Here is a 17,030-nt window from a genome sequence, read left to right on the forward strand (position 1 = left end):
GTGTGAAAGCAACGGGAACGGGCCGGGGGTTTTTCGGCCCCCGGCTCCCCGGCGTACCGCGATCAGGCGGTCCGCACCTTGTTCAGGAAGCCCTGCACTTCGGAGCGCAGATGCTCGGCCTGACAAGCCAGCGTGCGGCTGGCGCTCAGGACCGCGTCGGCGGCGCCGCCGGTCTTGGTGGCGGCGTTGGTCACTTCGGCGATGTGGTGCATCACCTCCTGCGTACCCTCGGCGGCCTGATTGACGTTCTGGGCGATCTCGCGGGTGGCGAGCCCCTGCTGCTCCATGGCGCGGGCGATCTCGGTGACCGTGCCGCTGATGGTGCCGACCGCGTCGGAGATGGTGCGGATGGCGCCCACCGCCCCGCCCGTCGCCGCCTGCATCTGCGCCACTTGGCTGGAGATCTCCTCGGTCGCCTTGGCGGTCTGGCCGGCGAGGTTCTTGACCTCGGTCGCCACCACGGCGAACCCCTTGCCGGCCTCCCCGGCGCGGGCGGCTTCGATCGTCGCGTTCAGGGCCAGCAGGTTGGTCTGCTCGGCGATCTCGCCGATCAGGTCCACCACCTGCCCGATGCGCTGCGCCGCCTCGGCCAGACCTTCGACGATGCCGTTGGTCTCCGTCGCCTTGGCCGCCGCTCCCACCGCCACCTGCGAGCTGCTGTTGAGCTGGCGGGAAATCTCGGCGATGGACGAGGACAGCTCCTCCGCCGCCGCGGCGACGGTCTGCACGTTGCTCGACGCCTGCTCCGACGCGGCGGCGACGGCGCTCGACTTGGCGGTGGTCAGGGCGGCGTCCGACGACATCTCCTGCGCGTCGCGCCCCAGATTGCCGGCGGACTCGGTCAGCGACAGGACGACGCCCGACACCGCCTGTTCGAAGCCGTTGGCGAACTCGTTCATGGTGCGGCGGCGGTCGGCGTCGATCTGCCGGCGCATCTCCTCCCGCTCGCCCTCCATGCGCTGCATCTCAAGGGCGTTCTCCTTGAAGACGCTGAGCGCGTCGGCCATGGCCCGCAGCTCGTCCTTGCGGTCGCCGCCGGGGATGTCCACCGTCAGGTCGCCCTCGGCCAGCCGGCCCATGGCCTTGGTCATGGCGTGCATCGGATGGGTGATGGCGCGGTCGATGATCCAGGCCATGACCATGCCGAGCGCCAGTGCCACGGCGGCGCCGATGATGATGATCAGCTCCGCCCCGCTGCGCCCGTTCTCGCGGTCGTCGCGCTGGATGGAGACGAGACGGTTCACCTGCTCGCTGACGTCGCCCGCGGCCTTGGCCATGGTCTTGGAGGCGGCATGCTGGCTCTCGCTGGTGGTGACGAGGGCGGCGAACTCCCCGTCGAAGGCCTGGGCCGCTTCGGTGATCGCGGCGATCAGCGCGCGGCCTTCCGAATCGACCAGAACGGCCCCGGCCTGGGTGGCGAGCGCCAGCATCTCCTTCACCGCGCCGTGCACCCGCGCGCGGGCGTCCTCGCCGCTCATCAGGATGAAGTCGCGCTGGCCCAGCATCGCGGACTGAGCACCCTGGATCAGACGCATGGCGATGCCGCGCAGCTGGACGGCCTCGTTCACTTCGCTCTGGGCGAAGTTCGCGGCCTCCTGCAACGCGCTGGAGACCATCGCCTGGTTCTCCTGCATCTCGTGGGCGAGGTTCTGGATCTCGTGGGCATGGCGATCCAGCGCCTGGATGCGGCCGCTGGCCGGGTCGCCGGCACCTTCGGCGCCGGCTTGCTCGAACACCATCCGGTAGGCGCCGGCGATGGTGACGATCCGCTGGGCCAACTCCTCGTCGTTGGTGCCGACGAGATCCTTCTCGATGGTCTCCGCGTTGGCCAGCAGGGCGGCGATGGCCTCCCCGGCGGCCGCCATCGTGGCGGGATTGCGGGTGTGCGCGAAGTCGGACTGGAGGCGCCGCGCCTCCAGCACCATCTCGATCAGCCGGTCGGCGCGGTCGGAGGTGTCGCGGCTTTGCCGCACGGCGTGCTCCGCGTCCTTCAGGCTGACCATGTTCTGGTCGTAGCGCTCGGACTGCTGGTTGCCGATCCTTTCCGCGATCTCCCGCAGGGCCTGGGCGCGCGTCTCCATGCTCTGGGTGCGGACGCGTGCCTCCTTGTCCTGGGCGACGAAGTTGGCGAAGGCGCTGCGATAGCCGGCGATGCCGGCCAGGATATCGTCGACCAGCCTGATGCTGCCGGCATCCTCCAGCGCGGAGCGGGTACCCTGCGCCTCGTCGCGCAGCCGGTCCAGCATGCCGGGCACATTGTCGGCGGCCTTGGAGTCGCGCTCGGTAACGAAGCGGGCTTCCTCGATCCGCACGGTTTTCAGCCGGGCGTCCAGTTCGGCGGTGTGGGCCGCCAGATCGACACGTCCGGCGTAGGTGCGCAGGCTGTTCCAGCCGACGAACGCCACCGCGACCGTCATCAGAAGGACCGCCGCAAAACCGAGCGCAATCCGCGTTCCAATCGTCATGAAATCGGGCTCCCCCCGGATCGGACGGCCTCATGCGCCGGCCGTCGTCATGCCTTTGTCTTTAAGGGATACATCAGAAAGGGTTAATTTCTGGTTTGATAAACGCAACTGGTAACACCGCTTCAGAACCGGTCCGGCATCCACGGCGCCGGTCCCGAGAAGAACCGCGCCGCAAGCGCCATCGCGTCTTCGCCGCCACGCAGAAGGCCAACCTGCCGGAGAATCTGCGGGCCTTTGTGGCCAGTGTAGAGGGCGGCGAGGGCCGCGATGGACAGGGAAAGCCCCGATACGGCCGCTTTTCCGCCGCCGCCCGTCTTCTCCGGAATCCGGTCCACGCCAGCCTTTCCATCGGACAGGCGCAACCGGAAAGTGCCGGAATTCTCTGGAATCACCGCATCCGTGACGTCCAGCGTCAATTCGCCGGCAACCCCAGGTGGATATCCACGGGCTTCCAGGGCGCGCCGAAGGTCGAGAATGCGCAGCAGCCATTCATCGCGTGCGTCGGCGCGCGGGCCACTGTCCGGCGCCATCAGGACCAGCGGGTCGTCGGGTCCGCCGCGCCAGGAGACGCGGTCGACCTGCGCCCGGTAGCCGGCCAGGAAGCTCTGCGCCAGCCGCACGGCACGCGGGCTGAGCAGGCAGAGATCCGCAACCATCAGCTTTCGCTCCGACGGCGGCGCCACCGCCACATATCCTTCAGGCCCCCTTGGACCACCCAAAGTGTAAACATCGGACGGAGCGCCGTCCGGGCAGAGGGCGAAGCTCCACAGCCCCTCATTGCGCTCCACCAGACCGTTGCCGGTGGTGAGCAGGCTGCGGCGTAGCGCCGCAAGCTCGCTGGCGTCGCTCGCGTCGGTCCGGCGAATCCATCCGTCCTCCGGCGACGGCCCGGCGGACAGGGCGGCCGGCGGCGCGCTCCAGTCGAAGGACACCCCGCCCCGCCCGAAGCCCAGGCGGGTGTACACCGGAAGGGTCGCCGGATAGAGCACCGACAGCGCGGCGCCCCCGGCCCGCGCCTCATCCAGCAGGCCGCGCATCAGCGCGGTGCCGTAGCCCCGCCCGCGTTCCGCCGGATCGACGGCCACCGCCGCCACGCCGCAGGACGGCACCGGGCGCCCGCCGAACCACTGGTCCATCGGCCAGACGGCGGCGCAGGCGACGAGTTGCCCGGCGCGGCCCGCCTCCGGTCCGGCGCGCAGGCCGCGCATCACGCCCGGCCCGAACAGGTCCACCGACCGGTCGAAATACTCGCGGGGAATGCCGAAACCCTGGCGGACCAGGGCCGCGGCATCCGCCCGTTCCTCGGGCAGAAGGGGGCCGAAGCCCCCGGCTACAGCGGTCACCCCTTCGCTCCGTTCAGCGCGCGGGCCTGATCGCGCAGCACGTACTTCTGGATCTTGCCGGTCGAGGTCTTCGGCAGGGCGGTGAAGACGACGGTGCGCGGGCACTTGAAATGGGCCAGATGCTCCCGGCAATAGGCGATCACCTCGGCCTCGGTCAGCTGCTTGCCCTCCTTCACGGTGACGAAGGCGCAGGGCGTCTCGCCCCACTTCTCGTCCGGGCGGGCGACCACGGCGGCCTCGACGATGTCCGGATGCTTGTAGAGGACCGATTCGACCTCGATGGTCGAAATGTTCTCGCCGCCGGAGATAATGATGTCCTTGGAGCGGTCCTTCAGCTCGATGTAGCCGTCCGGATGCCAGACACCGAGGTCGCCGGTGTGGAACCAGCCGCCGGAGAAGGCCTCCTGCGTGGCCCGCGGGTTCTTCAGGTAGCCCTTCATGACGGTGTTGCCGCGCATGAAGATCTCGCCCATCGTCACGCCGTCCTTGCGGGTGGGCTGGAGCGTGTTGGGGTCGGCGACCATCAGCCCTTCCAGCGTGGCGTAGTTCACGCCCTGCCGCGCCTTCAGCGCCGCGCGCTCCTCAAGCGGCAGGTCGTTCCAGTGCTCGTGCCAGGCGCAGATGGTGACCGGGCCGTAGACCTCGGTCAGTCCATAGACGTGGGTGACGTCGAAGCCCAGCCGCTCGATCTTCTCGATCACCGCGGCGGGCGGGGCGGCGCCGGCGGTCATCATCTTCACGCCGGTCGGGATCTCGCGCTTCTGGTCCTCCGGCGCGTTGACGATCAGGCCCATGATGATGGGCGCGCCGCACATGTGGGTGACGCCGAGGTCGGCCAGCGCGTCGTAGATGCCCTTGGCGGTGATGGTGCGGACGCAGACGTTGGTGCCAGCCATGGCGGTGACCGTCCAGGGGAAGCACCAGCCGTTGCAGTGGAACATCGGCAGAGTCCACAGATAGACCGGGTGGTGCGGCATCGCCCAGGTCAGCACGTTGCCCATGGCGTTCAGATAGGCGCCGCGGTGGTGGTAGACGACGCCCTTGGGGTTGCCGGTGGTGCCGCTGGTGTAGTTCAGGGCGATGGCCTGCCACTCGTCGGCCGGCATCGGCCATTCATAGGCGGGGTCGCCGGTTTCCAGGAACTGCTCGTAGGTCTGCTCGCCGATCAGCTCGCCGCCCTTGGCCTGCGGGTCGTCGATGTCGATGACGATCGGGCGGCGCTTCGGCTCCAGCATGTGGACGGCCTTGGAGATGACGCCGGAGAACTCCCGGTCGGTCAGCAGCACCTTCGCCTCGCCATGCTCCAGGATGAAGGCCAGCGCCTCCGCGTCCAGGCGGATGTTCAGGGCGTTCAGGACGCCGCCGGTCATCGGCACGCCGAAATGGGCCTCGAAGGATTCCGGAGTGTTGGGTGCCATCACCGCGACCGTGTCGCCCGGCCCGATGCCACGCTTCGCCAGCGCCGAGGCGAGGCGCACGCAGCGCTCGTAGGTTTCCGCCCAGGTGCGGCGGACCGGGCCGTGAATCACGGCGATGCGCTGCGGGTAGACGGCGGCGGTGCGGCGCAGGAAGGAAAGCGGCGACAAAGGCACCGTGTTGGCGGCGTTCTGGTCGAGGTCGGTCTCGTACGGGTTGTGCCGGGCGTCAGTCACGGGGGGCCTCCCTGATGCGTCTCTGTTCAAGAACTCGTTGGAATGAGTCTTGCCAGAGAATCCAGAGGCTTGGAAGAGGGGTGGCCCGGCGATGCGCGGTCATGCCGCGCTGCGGCATCCTGCCCGGTTGACCGCATCGCTCCGCGCGCGGTCAACCCTTGCGGACGGCTTCGACCCGCCCGCCGGTGATGGCGACGAGTTGCGCCGGCGTCAGGCGGAAGATCGCGTTGGGGGTGCCGGCGGCGGCCCAGATAGCGTCGAGGCCCATCAGGTCGGCGTCGATCAGGACGAGCGGCGGCACGGCGTGGCCGATGGGCGGAATCCCGCCGATGGCGAAGCCGGTGGCCTCGCGGACGAAGTCCGGATCGGCCCGCTCGATCTTTTCGCCGATCAGCCGGCCCACCGCCTTCTCGTCCACCCGGTTGGCCCCGCTGGCCACCACCAGCACCGGGCGACCGCTGTCTTTCGCGCGGAAGATCAGGGACTTGGCGATCTGCGCCACGGCGCAGCCGACGGCGTTCGCGGCGTCCTCCGACGTGCGGGTGCTACCCTCATGCTCGACCACGCGGTGGCCGTGACCGAAGCCGTCCAGCAAGACCTGGACCCGTTGGGCGGAGGGGCTGAGGGCCGCCATGACACCTTACTTCGCCAGTTCGCGGGAGCGGTTCGCGGCGGCGGCGACGGCACGGTCGAGCAGCGGCTGAATCCCGTCCCCGGCCATCAGCACGTCGAGCGCCGCCTGGGTCGTGCCGTTCGGGCTGGTCACCGCCTTGCGCAGGTCCGCGGCGGCGGTCGGGGACCGGTGAAGCAACTCGCCCGCCCCCGCAACGGTGGCCCGCGCCAGACGCATGGCAAGCTCGGCGGGCAGTCCGGCGGCCTCCCCGGCCTTCGCCATGGCCTCGACCATCAGGAAGACGTAGGCCGGGCCGCTGCCCGAGACGGCGGTCACCGGATCGAGAAGCGACTCGTCATCGACCCAGGCGACGTCGCCGACCGCGCGCAGCAGCGAATCGCACAGCGTCTTCTGCGCCCCGGTCACCAGCGGGTTGCCGACGGCGACGGTCATGCCGCGGCCAATGGCGGCGGGCGTGTTGGGCATGGAGCGGACGATGGCCGCCCCCTCCCCCAACGCCGCTTCGAAGGAGGCGATGGTCTTGCCGGCGGCGACGGACAGGAACACCGTGCCGGGATTGACCAACGCCCGGTAGGCCGGAAGGACCGAGTCCATCACCTGAGGCTTCACCGCAAGGACCACCACGTCCGGCGCGAAGCCGGCGGGCAAGGTGTCCGGGCCGCTCGCCAGGATGACGGCGGGGTTGCCGCGCAGGGATTCCGGCAGGCCGGACGGTTCGACCACGGCGACGCTCGACGCGATACCGGCCGTCAGCCAGCCGTCGAGCATCGCGCCGCCCATCTTGCCGCAACCGGCCAGAAGCAACGTGCAACCCCGCGTCCCACCTTCCGTCATGACGGTCACGCCTCCCCGGCGGTGTCGAGGATGGCGGCCGACACCGCCTCGGACGCCGACTTGCCACCCCAGATCACGAACTGGAAGGCGGGGTAGAAGCGCTCGCACTCCGAGAGGGCGATCTCGACGAGGTCCTCCAGCTGCTCCACCGTCGCGCCGCGCGAGCCGCGCAGCAGCATGGTCTGGCGGAACATCGGGGTGTGCTCCTCGGCGCAGACATCGAAATGGCCGAGCCACATGCGCGCGTTCACCTCCGCCAGCAGGTCGTTGACCGAGGACCGGCGCGCCGCCGGAACCTTCATATCGAACTGGCAGGAGAACTGCATCGCGCTGACGTCGGACTGCCAGACGAAATAGAGCCGGTAATCGCACCAGCGCCCACCGATCTCGACGATCAGCTCGTCCTCGCCGGCCCGCTCGAAGGGCCATTCGTTGGCGGTGACGATCTCCTCGACGATGTCCAGGGGATTGTGCGCGGAAGAGGGGGTGTCGACGGCAACAGCCGACATTTCGGCGTCCTCCTGTAAAGGCGCGGTGGACGGAACCGCCCCGAGGCCTGTCCGCCTTCGCACAAGAAGGGGAGCCCCGAGATGTTGTAGCTGGCAGACGGATGCATACCACCCAATGCACCGTGCCAAAAGGGTCTGGCCGGCGCAACTGGTTTTCGGCCGTGCATCCGTGAAGGATTGGAGTCGCGGCGGGGCCGGATCAGACCGGCCCGGTGCCCCCTCCGGCGATGGGGCCGACCGCGGGAGCGGCGGCGCCCGGCGCCGGCTTCGGTTCGCGTCCGGCCTGCAGGCCGGCCACCGTGGCCTCCAGCGCGGCGAGCCGCTCGGCCATCGCCTCCTGCTCCTCGCGGGCCTTGGCGGCCATGGCGCGGACGGCCTCGTACTCCTCGCGGCTCACCACATCCATCCGCGACAGAACGCGCTCGAACTGCTGGCGCATCTGCGCCTCAGCTTCCTCGCGCAGGGACGACAGCGCGCCGAGCGCGCCACCCGCAACGCGGGCCAGATCGTCCAGAATCTTATTGTCCACCTGCATCGACTCAAAATCCGCTTCTTGTCTGTCGCATTATGGGACCCGCCCCTCGGAACTTCAACGGGCTTGGACGCAATGCGTCACGGGGGCTTGGACGCGATGCGTCACGCGCGCCCTCACTCAACGCCGCAGCCCGTCGATCAGCCCCTTCAGCAGCGCGTCGGGTTTCGGAGCGTTGCCGCCGCCGGGAATCGGCAGATCCTTCGGCACCACCTTGTTCAACAACCCCTCGGCGGCGCGGCGGGCGAAATACTCCTGCACCTCCTGCATTTCGAAGGAGCGGGTGGGCTTGTCGAGCGCGCCCGTCATGCGGACGGTCAGCGGCGGCAGCGACTGGTCGGACTGCACGGTCAGGCGGACGCGCATGTCGATGGTCTGCGCCGGCAGGTTGACCTGCCCCGCCGCCGCCGCCTCGCCCAGGTCGGAGGTCAGGTGCATGTCCTCGGTGCGCGCCACGCCCTTGTCGATGGCGAAGCTGCCGTCCAGCCGGGCGAAGCGGGTCTCCCCGCCCTGAAGCCCGCCCATCACCGCGCCCAGCAGTTCCTGCGGACGCTCCAGCTTGGTCAACCGGTCGCGCAGGGCGCCGAGGTCGAAGCCGCGCAGCAGGCCATCGCGGGCGCTGATGCGGCCCTGACCGGCCAGCGCCTTGAGCATGGCGTCGCCGCCGGCCCCGCTGGTCGTCAGGTTGGCCTCGGCGTCCAGCACGCCCCCGGCGATCTCCAGCGCTCCGCCACCCAGGCCGCCGCCCACCGCCTCGGCCAACTTGGCCTTGGACAGGGTGATGGTGGCTTCCACGGTCGGCGTCTGGTTCCCCGGCGCGGCGAGCCGGCCGGTGGCGCCGAGCTGGCCGCCCATCAGGGTGCCGTCGAACCGCTCCACCGTCAGCACGCCGTTGGTCACGGTGGCGCGCAGGGCCGGGTTTTCGATCCGTGTACCACCCTTGACGAGGGCGGAGGAGGTCAGCGCGAAGCGCCCGTCGAAGCGGCGCAACCCACTGAAATCCCCCGTCGCGGCGGCGGGCGCGCCCGGCGGCGCCTCGGCCGCCGGAGACGGGGCGCCGGCAGGCCGGGCGGCGGCGGGAAGCGCCGCCAGCCGGTCCAGCTCCAGGTCGCCGGTCTGCAGGTCGGCCTCCACCCGCGGCTTGGTGCCATTCAGATCGGCGCTGGCCTTGCCTTTGATCGTGACGCCGGCCAGCACGCCCTGGATGTTGCCCAACGTGAAGGCTTTCCGCGTCCCCGCCAGCTCCGTGTAGAGGTCCATCGGGCCGTAGGAGCCGGGCACCGCGTCTTCGGTGAACAGGCTGGCCAGCCGGGCCAGCTCCGGATGCTTGGCACGCAGCTTCAAATCGACGGACGGGCTCTTTTCGACGTTCAGCAGGGTGCCGCCCGCCTCCAGCGACCCTTCGGCCGCCTCCGCTCCCAACTCGATCGCCAGACGCTCGGCATCGCCCGACAGGCGGGCCTGCGCCTTCACCGCGCCCAGCCGCTCCGGCGCGGGGACGCCCTCCGGCCAGGGTACGGCGCGCGCCACCCCGTCAAGGCTGGCGGCCTCGGCGTTCAGCGTCAGATGCGCGCCGCGCAACGGCTCCAGCCCGGCGATCTGTCCGTCCAGGCGGAGCTTCACCCCGGCGGCGTCCTGCACCGTCGCCTCCTTGATGGACAGGGCGCCGCCCGCGGCGGTGGCGTCGAGCCGCATCCCCTGGACCGGCGTGTTGCGCACGGTCAGTTGCCCGACCGACAATTCCAGGTTCGCGTCGACACCGGCCAGCAGCCGGGCCGGCGTCATCGGGGAACGCCCGTTGCGCGCGGGGGCCTGGGCGGCACCGTTGGCGGAAGCGGGAGCCGCGGCGTTGCCATTGCCCCCGCCCTTGGCGGCAGGGGCGGCCTGGGGCGCCGCATCGCCGCCCGGTTGGGGCAGATAGGCGTCGAGGTTCAGCCGGTCGAGATCGAGCCGCGCGCCGAAGGCGGGCCGCCCGCGGTCCACGTAGGCGATGGCGCCGGTCAGGCGGCTGGCGTCCACCCGCAGATCCAGGCCGTTCACGTCCAGCCGCCCGGGCCGTCCCTGCAACTGCGCGGCGACCGACGCCCGGCGCAGCCGGTCCGCCGGAACGGCGCGGACGTCCACCCGCAGCCATTCCAGCACGGCGCGCAGGTTGTCGGCGTTCGCCTCCATCCGCAGATTGAGGTTTGGCTGGCCGTTGGCCGCCACCAGCTCCCCCGCCGCCACGATGTCGGAGCCGCCGGGCAGCAGCGCGCTGAACCGGTCGATGTTCAACGTGCCGCCGGTCAGGCTGGCCTCCACCCGCCCCTGTCGGATGACGCTGCCGTTGTAGGTGATGCCGTCCACGGCGAGATCGAGCTTGGCGTCCAGCGCGTCCGGCAGGGCGAAGTCGCCGGGCGGGGTCGTGCCGCTGGCCGGGGCCGGGGCGGCGCCGGACGGAACGTTGGGCGGCGCGCTTTTGACCGTGTTTCCATTGCGGGCGGCGGGCTGGGCGGCGGCGTCCGAACCGCCGCCGGCGCCCGCGCGGTCCAGCCAGGCGTCAAGGTCGAGCCGGTTCAGGGCCAGCGTCAGTTCCGCCCTTGCCGGCGTTCCGCTGCGCAGGGTCGCCGTGCCGGTGGCGCGCGTGTCGCCGAGCTGCGCCTCCAGATTGGTGAAGCTCGCCCCGGTCGGGGACGCCTCGACCGCCGTCCGGATGCCGAAGGACTGGGCAAGCAGCGCGTTTGCCTTCTTGCCCTCACCAGCCGCCGAGCCGTTGCGGACCAGAGCCAGCGCGCGGGACAGGTCGCTTCCTTCGACGCGCAGGTCGCCCTGGGCGCGCGATCCGCCGCTGCCCGGCGGGTTGGTCACGATCCCGGCGAAGCGCAACGTGGCGTCGGTGTCGGCCATCGACAGCGCCGCCCGGACCTGGACGGCGGCGCCGTCGATCAGGCGGCTGACGAACATCTCCCCGCGCAGCGGCACGCCGCGCGCCCGGAAACCGCCCTGCCCCTGGAACGGCCCGGTGAAGCTGCCGGCGACGATCCGCGCGTCGATCTGGTCGATCACCTCCGACTGACCGGTGCGGGCGTCGCGGTACTGGATGGTGCCGTTCTGCACCGTCACCTGATCGAAGCTGACCGCCGAGGCCAGACCATCGCCCGATCCGCCCGGCTCGCCGCCCGCCGCACGGCCGGCGCCGGCGCCCGACAGATCCCAGTTGAAGCGCCCGTCGGGCAACGTCTCGAACAGGAAGGTCGGGTCGATCAGCTTGATGCTCTGCACCTGGATGTGGCCGCCGAGCAGCGGGCCGAGGGCCACGCGGACATCCAGCTCCTTCAGGCGGGCCATGTCCTCCTCGGACCCGCCGGGCGCGTTGGCCAGCCGCGCGTCGCGCACCGTCAGCGCCGGGGCCGGAAGCAGGGACAGGCCGATGTCGCCCCTCAGTTCCACCCTGCGGCCCGTGGCGGCGGACACCTTGTCCGCGATCTGGGCCTTGTAGGCGTTCCAGTCGACCACACTGGGCACGATCAGCACCGCGGCCACCAGCAGGCCCAATAGAATCACCGCCGCGATCAGGAGTTTCTTCACCGGTTGCCCCGCCTTCCCCACCGTTCGGCTGTTGAGTCGCCGTATTCCTGCCAAAAAATGTCCGCCTCAAGCCGCGGGAACCCCCGGCGCACGCTCCGGTCTTCCGGGTGGCACGGGGTTCCGCTAAACTATCGTCCCGAAAGAAAACAAGCAATTTGGGCATTCCAACGGCCGAGTTGCCCAAAAGACGATATGCCCCGCCCTCAGGAGACGCGCCCCATGGCCGATGTCGTAAACCTGAACCGCTTCCGGAAGATGCGCCAGAAGGAAGAGCGCGAAAAAACCGCCGAGGAGAACCGCGTCCGCTTCGGGCGCACCAAGGCCGAGAAGCTGCGCGATCATCAGGACGCCGAGCGCCGCAAGGCGGATCTCGACGGCAAGAAGGTTGAGGGCGAAAAGGCCGGCGGCGAAAAGGCCGGCGAGTGACCGCCAAGCTCGTGCTTTGGTATCGCTTTTGTGACAATTAGGCATTCAAACAATTCGTCCATAAGACAATCTGGAACGCAGCGGTCCGCTTTGCTACACTCCCCCCTCACGAGAGGCGCAATGGGCAAAGGGGAGGACCATCAACATGGTCGACATGTCGTCTCACCGCGGTGCGTCCCAATTCCATCGGCCGGTCCGGCGCAAAGAACCCTCCGAATTCCACAAGCCGGCATCCTATCTTCCGCGAATCCGCAGCGTCGACGTCGACCGCCCCTGGGTGTGGCTGAGCGCCGGCTGGCGCGACATGCGCGCCAGCCCCACGATCAGCGCCGCTTACGGCCTGCTGGCGGTCTTGTCCAGCCTCGCGCTTGTGGCGGTTCTGTCGATGCAGGACATGCAGTATCTGGTTCTGCCGATGGCGGCGGGCTTCATGCTGCTGGGGCCGGTGTTCGCCGTCGGCCTCTACGAGACCAGCCGCCTGCTGGAGCGGGGGGAAACGCCGACCTTGATGAAGGTCGTCGGGGCCTACCGCCGCAACGGCGTGCAGATCGCCGGGATCGGGCTGGCGCTGATGCTGGCCATGCTGGCCTGGATACGGATCGCCTTCCTCTTGTTCGCGCTGTTCTTCGCGACGGAACCGCCGGCCTTCGACCAGCTGGTCGACCGCATCTTCTTCTCGGCCCAGACGATCCCGTTCCTGCTGACCGGCACCATCGTCGGTGGCGTCATCGCCACGGCGGTCTTCGCCGTCAGCGTGGTGTCGATCCCGATGCTGCTGGACCGCGAGACCGACAGCTTCACCGCCATGGCGACCAGCGTCGCGGTGCTGCGCGCGAATCTGCGGACCATGGCCGGCTGGGCCTTCCTGATCGTGCTGTTCACGGCGGCGGGGATGGTCACCGGCTTCCTCGGCCTGGCGCTGGCCCTGCCGCTGATCGGTCATGCCTCCTGGCACTGCTACCGCGATCTGGTCGGCGCGGATTGAGGTCATTCAGCCCGATGCCCCTCTCCCATCCCGGGCGAGGGGCTTTTCCCATTCTCAGGACGGCTTCCTGAAGAAGGCCTCCGCGGCGTTCTTCTGCGCCTCCTTGGCGGCGATGGCCGCGCGGGCGCGGGCGATCTCGGCCTCCAGCTTGGCGATGTAGTCCTTCAGTTCCGCCACGCCCAGCGCGCTCAGGTCCTTCAGCGCCGGCTTGGTCTTGCGCGGCTCCAGATCATCGATGTCCATAGGGGCTCGTCCTCCCGCATCCGCGCATCCCTGCCCCGCGCCGTCCGCTTCCCGCCCATCGGAAAGGCCGGCGGGGCGTGCTTGTCAGCGCCGGTGCGGAATTCTAACTTTGGACGCCTGCGGACACAAACGGCCCGGCCGCCTGGATTGGAGACGACCGGATCGGATCGGTGGACGCCGCGTCAACGAGGAATGGGGAAGACACCATGGGCATCGCCCTGCCGGACAGCATGACCTGCGTGGAGATTTCGCAACCCGGCGGCCCGGAGGTCCTGCGCACCGTGCAGCGCCCAGCCCCGGTGCCCGGCCCCGGCGAGGTGCTGGTGGCGGTGGAGGCGGCGGGCGTCAACCGTCCGGACATGCTGCAGCGCCAGGGCCGCTACGACCCGCCGCCGGGGGCCTCCGACCTGCCCGGCCTGGAGATCGCCGGGCGCGTCGTCGCCTTGGGCGAGGGCGTCATGGAGTGGGCCGCCGACGACGCGGTCTGCGCCCTGATCGCCGGCGGCGGCTATGCCCAGTACTGCGTGGTTCCGGCGCCGCAGCTCCTGCCCGTCCCGAAAGGCTACGGCATGGTCGAGGCCGCCGCCGTTCCGGAAACCTTCTTCACCGTCTGGACCAACGTGTTCGAGCGCGGCGCGCTGAAACCCGGCGAGACCCTGCTGGTCCATGGCGGCTCCAGCGGCATCGGCACCACGGCCATCCAACTCGCCAAAGCCTTCGGCGCCAAGGTCTTCACCACCGCCGGCAGCGCCGAGAAGTGCCGCGCCTGCGAGGAACTCGGGGCCGACCGCGCCATCGACTACAAGACCGAGGACTTCGCCGCCGTCATCCAGAAGGAAACGGACGGGCGCGGCGTCGACGTGGTGCTGGACATGGTCGGCGGCGACTACATCGCCCGCGACATCGGCATCATGGCCCCGGACGGGCGGCATGTCTCCATCGCCTTCCTCCAGGGGCCGAAGGTCTCCATCAACATGTTCCCGGTGATGACCAAGCGTCTGACCCTCACCGGCTCGACCCTGCGCGCCCGCTCGGTCGAGGAGAAGGGCCGCATCGCCGCCGCCCTGCGCGAGAAGGTCTGGCCGCTGCTGGAAGGCGGTACGGTCAAGCCGGTGATCCACAAGGTCTTCACGCTGGAGCAGGCGGCCGAGGCGCACGCCCTGATGGAATCGAGCGCGCACATCGGCAAGATCGTCATGACGGTGGCCTGAGGCCGGGGGCTGACCGTCGCTGCACCCGCGAACCATTGGATTGCGAAGGGCATTCCCCGGTTTCACAGCCGGGAATTCCCTTTCAAGCATTTTTTTCGCTTCATTCTTGTTCCCGGACAGCCGGGTGGGCTTGCTAAAGCGCGCCAAGACGGTTAGCAGAAGGATCGGTGTCCGGGTTTTCCCGGCCGCCTGCCCGAGCACGCTTACATCGAACGGTTCCGGCCCTATATGGAGGGCGAAGCTCGGGACCATCCGGTAAAGTATGGCCGATCGCGCCACCCGCCAGCGGGTGCGATCGGGTTGGAGTTGTCAGGAGGGACGATGGCACTGCCCTTAATGCCGAAAGCGACGGCCGTCTGGCTGGTCGAGAACACATCCTTGACCTTCGAGCAGATCGCCGCCTTCTGCGGCCTGCATTCCCTGGAGGTCCAGGCCATCGCCGATGGCGAGGTGGCGGTCGGCATGGTCGGGCTGGACCCGGTGGCCAACGGTCAGTTGACCAAGGGCGAGATCGAACGCTGCGAGCGCAACCAGGATCTGCGCCTGAAGCTGCTGGTCCCCGACCTGCCGCTGCCGGCGGCCCGGTCCAAGGGGCCGCGCTACACCCCGATCACCAAGCGCGGCGACAAGCCGGACGCCATTTCCTGGCTGCTGAAGCACCATCCGGAGCTGTCGGACGCCCAGCTCTGCCGCCTGATCGGTACGACCAAGCCGACCATCGCGGCGGTGCGCGACCGCACGCACTGGAACGCCCCGAACATCAAGCCGCGCAATCCGGTGCTGCTCGGCCTGTGCACCCAGCGCGAGCTGGAGGAGGCGCTGGCCCTGGCCGTCCGCCGCGGCGGCGTTCCGCTGTCCCAGGAGGAGCGCGAGGCGCAGGACGGCGAAGACGGCTACGGCGACGAGTCGTCCTATTCGGAACGGCAGGAGGCGCGCTGACGCCGCTTCCCCGGCCCCTCTCCCCCGGCGGGAGGGGGGCTTTTTGCTTTTGTGCGCCGGGAGCGGCCCGTCCCTCCGCCCCGGCGCGCGGCGCGCGGCGCGCGGCGCGCGAAGACCGCGCTCTGGACGACACACCGCCCACGCGCTACTTCTTCGGCATGACTGCACCCTCCCGTCTTGTCGTCGGCATCAGCGGAGCCTCGGGCGTGATCCTGGGCATCCGGCTTCTGTCCGTGCTGCGCCGGACCGGCGTCGAATCGCACCTCGTCGTCAGCCGCTCCGCCGAGGTCACCCTGGCCCATGAGACGGACATGAAGGTGGCGGAGCTGCGCGCTCTCGCCGACGTGTCCTACGCCGCCGCCGACATCGGCGCGGCCATCGCCAGCGGCAGCTTCCGCGCCATGGGCATGATCGTCGCCCCCTGCTCCATCCGCACGATGAGCGAGATCGCCACGGGCGTGACCTCCACCCTGCTGACCCGCGCCGCCGACGTCACGCTGAAGGAGCGGCGCCCGCTGGTGTTGATGGTGCGCGAGACGCCGCTGCATCTCGGGCACCTGCGCACGATGACCCAGCTGGCCGAGATGGGCGCGGTGATCGCCCCGCCGGTCCCCGCCTTCTACAACCGCCCGCAAACCATCGACGATCTGGTGGACCACACCGTGGGACGGGCGCTCGACCTGTTCGGGCTGGACGCGGGCATCGTCCGCCGCTGGGGCGAGCCGGCGCCTGCGGAGGTTCTGGAAACATGACCCGGCCTGGGCTATACCGCATCCGCTAAATCCCGACCGAAGAGGGGTATCAGAACGATGCCACACACCCGCGACCAGGACGTTCCGATTCGTCAGCTTCTCGCCGGGATGAAAGGTTTCCGCGCCCGTTACTACGAGCGCCGGCCCGACAGCATGCGTCAGCTCGTCGAGGAGGGGCAGAAGCCGAAGATCCTGATGATCGGCTGCTCCGACAGCCGCGTCGATCCGGCTCTGCTCACCCAGGCGGAGCCGGGCGAGATGTTCGTCGTCCGCAACGTCGCCAACCTCGTCCCGCCCTACCAGCCGGACGGCAGCTACCACGGCACCTCGGCGGCCATCGAATACGCGGTGCGGGTGCTTCAGGTCAGCCACGTCATCGTCCTTGGCCACGCCCTGTGCGGCGGCATCCAGGGGCTGATCCGTCTGCGCAAGGGCGAACCGGACCAGAACGACTTCGTGTCGCCCTGGGTGTCCATCGCCAGCGCGGCGCTCGATCCCTACATCCCGCCCGCCCAGGGGGATACCGACGAGGAGCGGCGCAAGGCCGAGTTCGAGCGTCTTCAGCAGAAGCCCGACGTGATCGAGCGCGCCGCCGTCCGCACGTCGGTCGACAACCTGATGACCTTCCCCTTCGTCCGCGAGCGGGTGGAGGCCGGAACGCTGGAGCTGCATGGCTGGTGGTTCGACCTGGACAGCGGCGACCTGTGGGCCATCAACTCCCAGACCAAGATGTTCGAACCGGTCGATTGAGGCCGGTCGATTGAAGGTGCCGGGTGGGCGAAAGCTGCCCAGCGGACGGTGAGGAGCCAAGTCCGCCGGGAAATTTCTGCCCATCCCATCGCCCTGAGGGCCGCACAAAGCCCTCTTTCGCCTTTTGGCACGACGGTTGCAGTTCTTTGCGCGGTGCGTTCCAACGGACGCGCGTCGACGGGAATGAG

Annotated in this window: 15 protein-coding genes; 6 read left to right on the forward strand and 9 right to left on the reverse strand. The window is 69.6% G+C overall.

Going from position 1 to position 17,030, the window contains the following annotated elements; genetic code table 11:
* Positions 1-62: 62 nt before the first annotated feature.
* The 8 genes from JJL56_RS28385 to JJL56_RS28420 form a co-directional block, all read right to left on the reverse strand.
* Entirely contained in the window at positions 63-2,465 is a 2,403-nt protein-coding gene (locus tag JJL56_RS28385) for a methyl-accepting chemotaxis protein (RefSeq protein ID WP_145628549.1), read from the reverse strand.
* Between the two features lie 122 nt (positions 2,466-2,587).
* On the reverse strand, positions 2,588-3,808 hold the full coding sequence (locus JJL56_RS28390) for a GNAT family N-acetyltransferase (RefSeq protein WP_345772655.1): 1,221 nt from the start codon (positions 3,806-3,808) through the stop codon (positions 2,588-2,590).
* The gene (locus JJL56_RS28395) at positions 3,805-5,460 is read right to left on the reverse strand and encodes an acyl-CoA synthetase (RefSeq protein ID WP_145628546.1); all 1,656 of its coding nucleotides are present in this window, start codon (positions 5,458-5,460) and stop codon (positions 3,805-3,807) included. The genes JJL56_RS28390 and JJL56_RS28395 overlap by 4 nt, the downstream gene beginning before the upstream one ends.
* A 151-nt stretch (positions 5,461-5,611) precedes the next feature.
* A complete protein-coding gene (locus JJL56_RS28400) occupies positions 5,612-6,094 on the reverse strand; it encodes a YbaK/EbsC family protein (protein ID WP_200487156.1) in 483 nt (160 codons plus the stop codon).
* Positions 6,095-6,100: 6 nt separating this feature from the next.
* Positions 6,101-6,928 (reverse strand): pyrroline-5-carboxylate reductase, encoded by an 828-nt coding sequence (proC, locus tag JJL56_RS28405; protein WP_200487157.1) that lies wholly within the window; start codon positions 6,926-6,928, stop codon positions 6,101-6,103.
* Between the two features lie 5 nt (positions 6,929-6,933).
* Entirely contained in the window at positions 6,934-7,437 is a 504-nt protein-coding gene (locus JJL56_RS28410; protein ID WP_014239927.1) for a type III secretion system chaperone family protein, read from the reverse strand.
* Positions 7,438-7,636: 199 nt separating this feature from the next.
* Positions 7,637-7,972: an accessory factor UbiK family protein gene (locus tag JJL56_RS28415; RefSeq protein WP_145628538.1), complete on the reverse strand. Its 336-nt coding sequence runs from the start codon at positions 7,970-7,972 to the stop codon at positions 7,637-7,639.
* Positions 7,973-8,089: 117 nt separating this feature from the next.
* On the reverse strand, positions 8,090-11,536 hold the full coding sequence (locus JJL56_RS28420; RefSeq protein ID WP_200487159.1) for an AsmA family protein: 3,447 nt from the start codon (positions 11,534-11,536) through the stop codon (positions 8,090-8,092).
* Between the two features lie 219 nt (positions 11,537-11,755).
* On the opposite strand from JJL56_RS28420, the gene JJL56_RS28425 reads away from it, so the two are divergent.
* Positions 11,756-11,962, forward strand: a complete 207-nt coding sequence (locus tag JJL56_RS28425) for a DUF4169 family protein (RefSeq protein WP_200487160.1) — start codon at positions 11,756-11,758, stop codon at positions 11,960-11,962.
* A gap of 145 nt (positions 11,963-12,107) precedes the next feature.
* Positions 12,108-12,947 carry a DUF2189 domain-containing protein gene (locus tag JJL56_RS28430; protein ID WP_145628529.1) on the forward strand — a complete coding sequence of 280 codons (840 nt, stop codon included), beginning with the start codon at positions 12,108-12,110 and terminating at the stop codon, positions 12,945-12,947.
* A gap of 54 nt (positions 12,948-13,001) precedes the next feature.
* On the opposite strand, the gene JJL56_RS28435 is transcribed toward JJL56_RS28430, so the two are convergent.
* Positions 13,002-13,190 carry a DUF1192 family protein gene (locus tag JJL56_RS28435; protein ID WP_200487162.1) on the reverse strand — a complete coding sequence of 63 codons (189 nt, stop codon included), beginning with the start codon at positions 13,188-13,190 and terminating at the stop codon, positions 13,002-13,004.
* 206 nt (positions 13,191-13,396) lie between these two features.
* Between JJL56_RS28435 and JJL56_RS28440 the strand changes: the two genes are divergently transcribed.
* The 4 genes from JJL56_RS28440 (at position 13,397) to JJL56_RS28455 (ending at position 16,842) form a co-directional block, all read left to right on the forward strand.
* Entirely contained in the window at positions 13,397-14,401 is a 1,005-nt protein-coding gene (locus tag JJL56_RS28440) for an NAD(P)H-quinone oxidoreductase (RefSeq protein ID WP_145628523.1), read from the forward strand.
* 321 nt (positions 14,402-14,722) lie between these two features.
* The gene (locus tag JJL56_RS28445; RefSeq protein ID WP_145628520.1) at positions 14,723-15,340 is read left to right on the forward strand and encodes a DUF1013 domain-containing protein; all 618 of its coding nucleotides are present in this window, start codon (positions 14,723-14,725) and stop codon (positions 15,338-15,340) included.
* A gap of 158 nt (positions 15,341-15,498) precedes the next feature.
* Positions 15,499-16,092 (forward strand): UbiX family flavin prenyltransferase, encoded by a 594-nt coding sequence (locus JJL56_RS28450; RefSeq protein WP_200487163.1) that lies wholly within the window; start codon positions 15,499-15,501, stop codon positions 16,090-16,092.
* A gap of 57 nt (positions 16,093-16,149) precedes the next feature.
* Positions 16,150-16,842: a carbonic anhydrase gene (locus JJL56_RS28455; protein WP_014239916.1), complete on the forward strand. Its 693-nt coding sequence runs from the start codon at positions 16,150-16,152 to the stop codon at positions 16,840-16,842.
* Positions 16,843-17,030 lie beyond the last annotated feature (188 nt).

The organism is Azospirillum aestuarii (assembly GCF_016632405.1).
Lineage (GTDB): Bacteria > Pseudomonadota > Alphaproteobacteria > Azospirillales > Azospirillaceae > Azospirillum > Azospirillum aestuarii.

Excerpts from the sequence above, each read along its gene's own strand:
- JJL56_RS28385 (WP_145628549.1), bottom strand. The coding sequence starts at position 2,465 with ATGACGATTGGAACGCGGATTGCGCTCGGTTTTGCGGCGGTCCTTCTG.
- JJL56_RS28400 (WP_200487156.1), bottom strand. The coding sequence starts at position 6,094 with ATGGCGGCCCTCAGCCCCTCCGCCCAACGGGTCCAGGTCTTGCTGGAC.
- proC (WP_200487157.1), bottom strand. The coding sequence starts at position 6,928 with ATGACGGAAGGTGGGACGCGGGGTTGCACGTTGCTTCTGGCCGGTTGC.
- JJL56_RS28410 (WP_014239927.1), bottom strand. The coding sequence starts at position 7,437 with ATGTCGGCTGTTGCCGTCGACACCCCCTCTTCCGCGCACAATCCCCTG.
- JJL56_RS28415 (WP_145628538.1), bottom strand. The coding sequence starts at position 7,972 with ATGCAGGTGGACAATAAGATTCTGGACGATCTGGCCCGCGTTGCGGGT.
- JJL56_RS28425 (WP_200487160.1), top strand. The coding sequence starts at position 11,756 with ATGGCCGATGTCGTAAACCTGAACCGCTTCCGGAAGATGCGCCAGAAG.
- JJL56_RS28430 (WP_145628529.1), top strand. The coding sequence starts at position 12,108 with ATGGTCGACATGTCGTCTCACCGCGGTGCGTCCCAATTCCATCGGCCG.
- JJL56_RS28435 (WP_200487162.1), bottom strand. The coding sequence starts at position 13,190 with ATGGACATCGATGATCTGGAGCCGCGCAAGACCAAGCCGGCGCTGAAG.
- JJL56_RS28440 (WP_145628523.1), top strand. The coding sequence starts at position 13,397 with ATGGGCATCGCCCTGCCGGACAGCATGACCTGCGTGGAGATTTCGCAA.
- JJL56_RS28445 (WP_145628520.1), top strand. The coding sequence starts at position 14,723 with ATGGCACTGCCCTTAATGCCGAAAGCGACGGCCGTCTGGCTGGTCGAG.
- JJL56_RS28450 (WP_200487163.1), top strand. The coding sequence starts at position 15,499 with ATGACTGCACCCTCCCGTCTTGTCGTCGGCATCAGCGGAGCCTCGGGC.
- JJL56_RS28455 (WP_014239916.1), top strand. The coding sequence starts at position 16,150 with ATGCCACACACCCGCGACCAGGACGTTCCGATTCGTCAGCTTCTCGCC.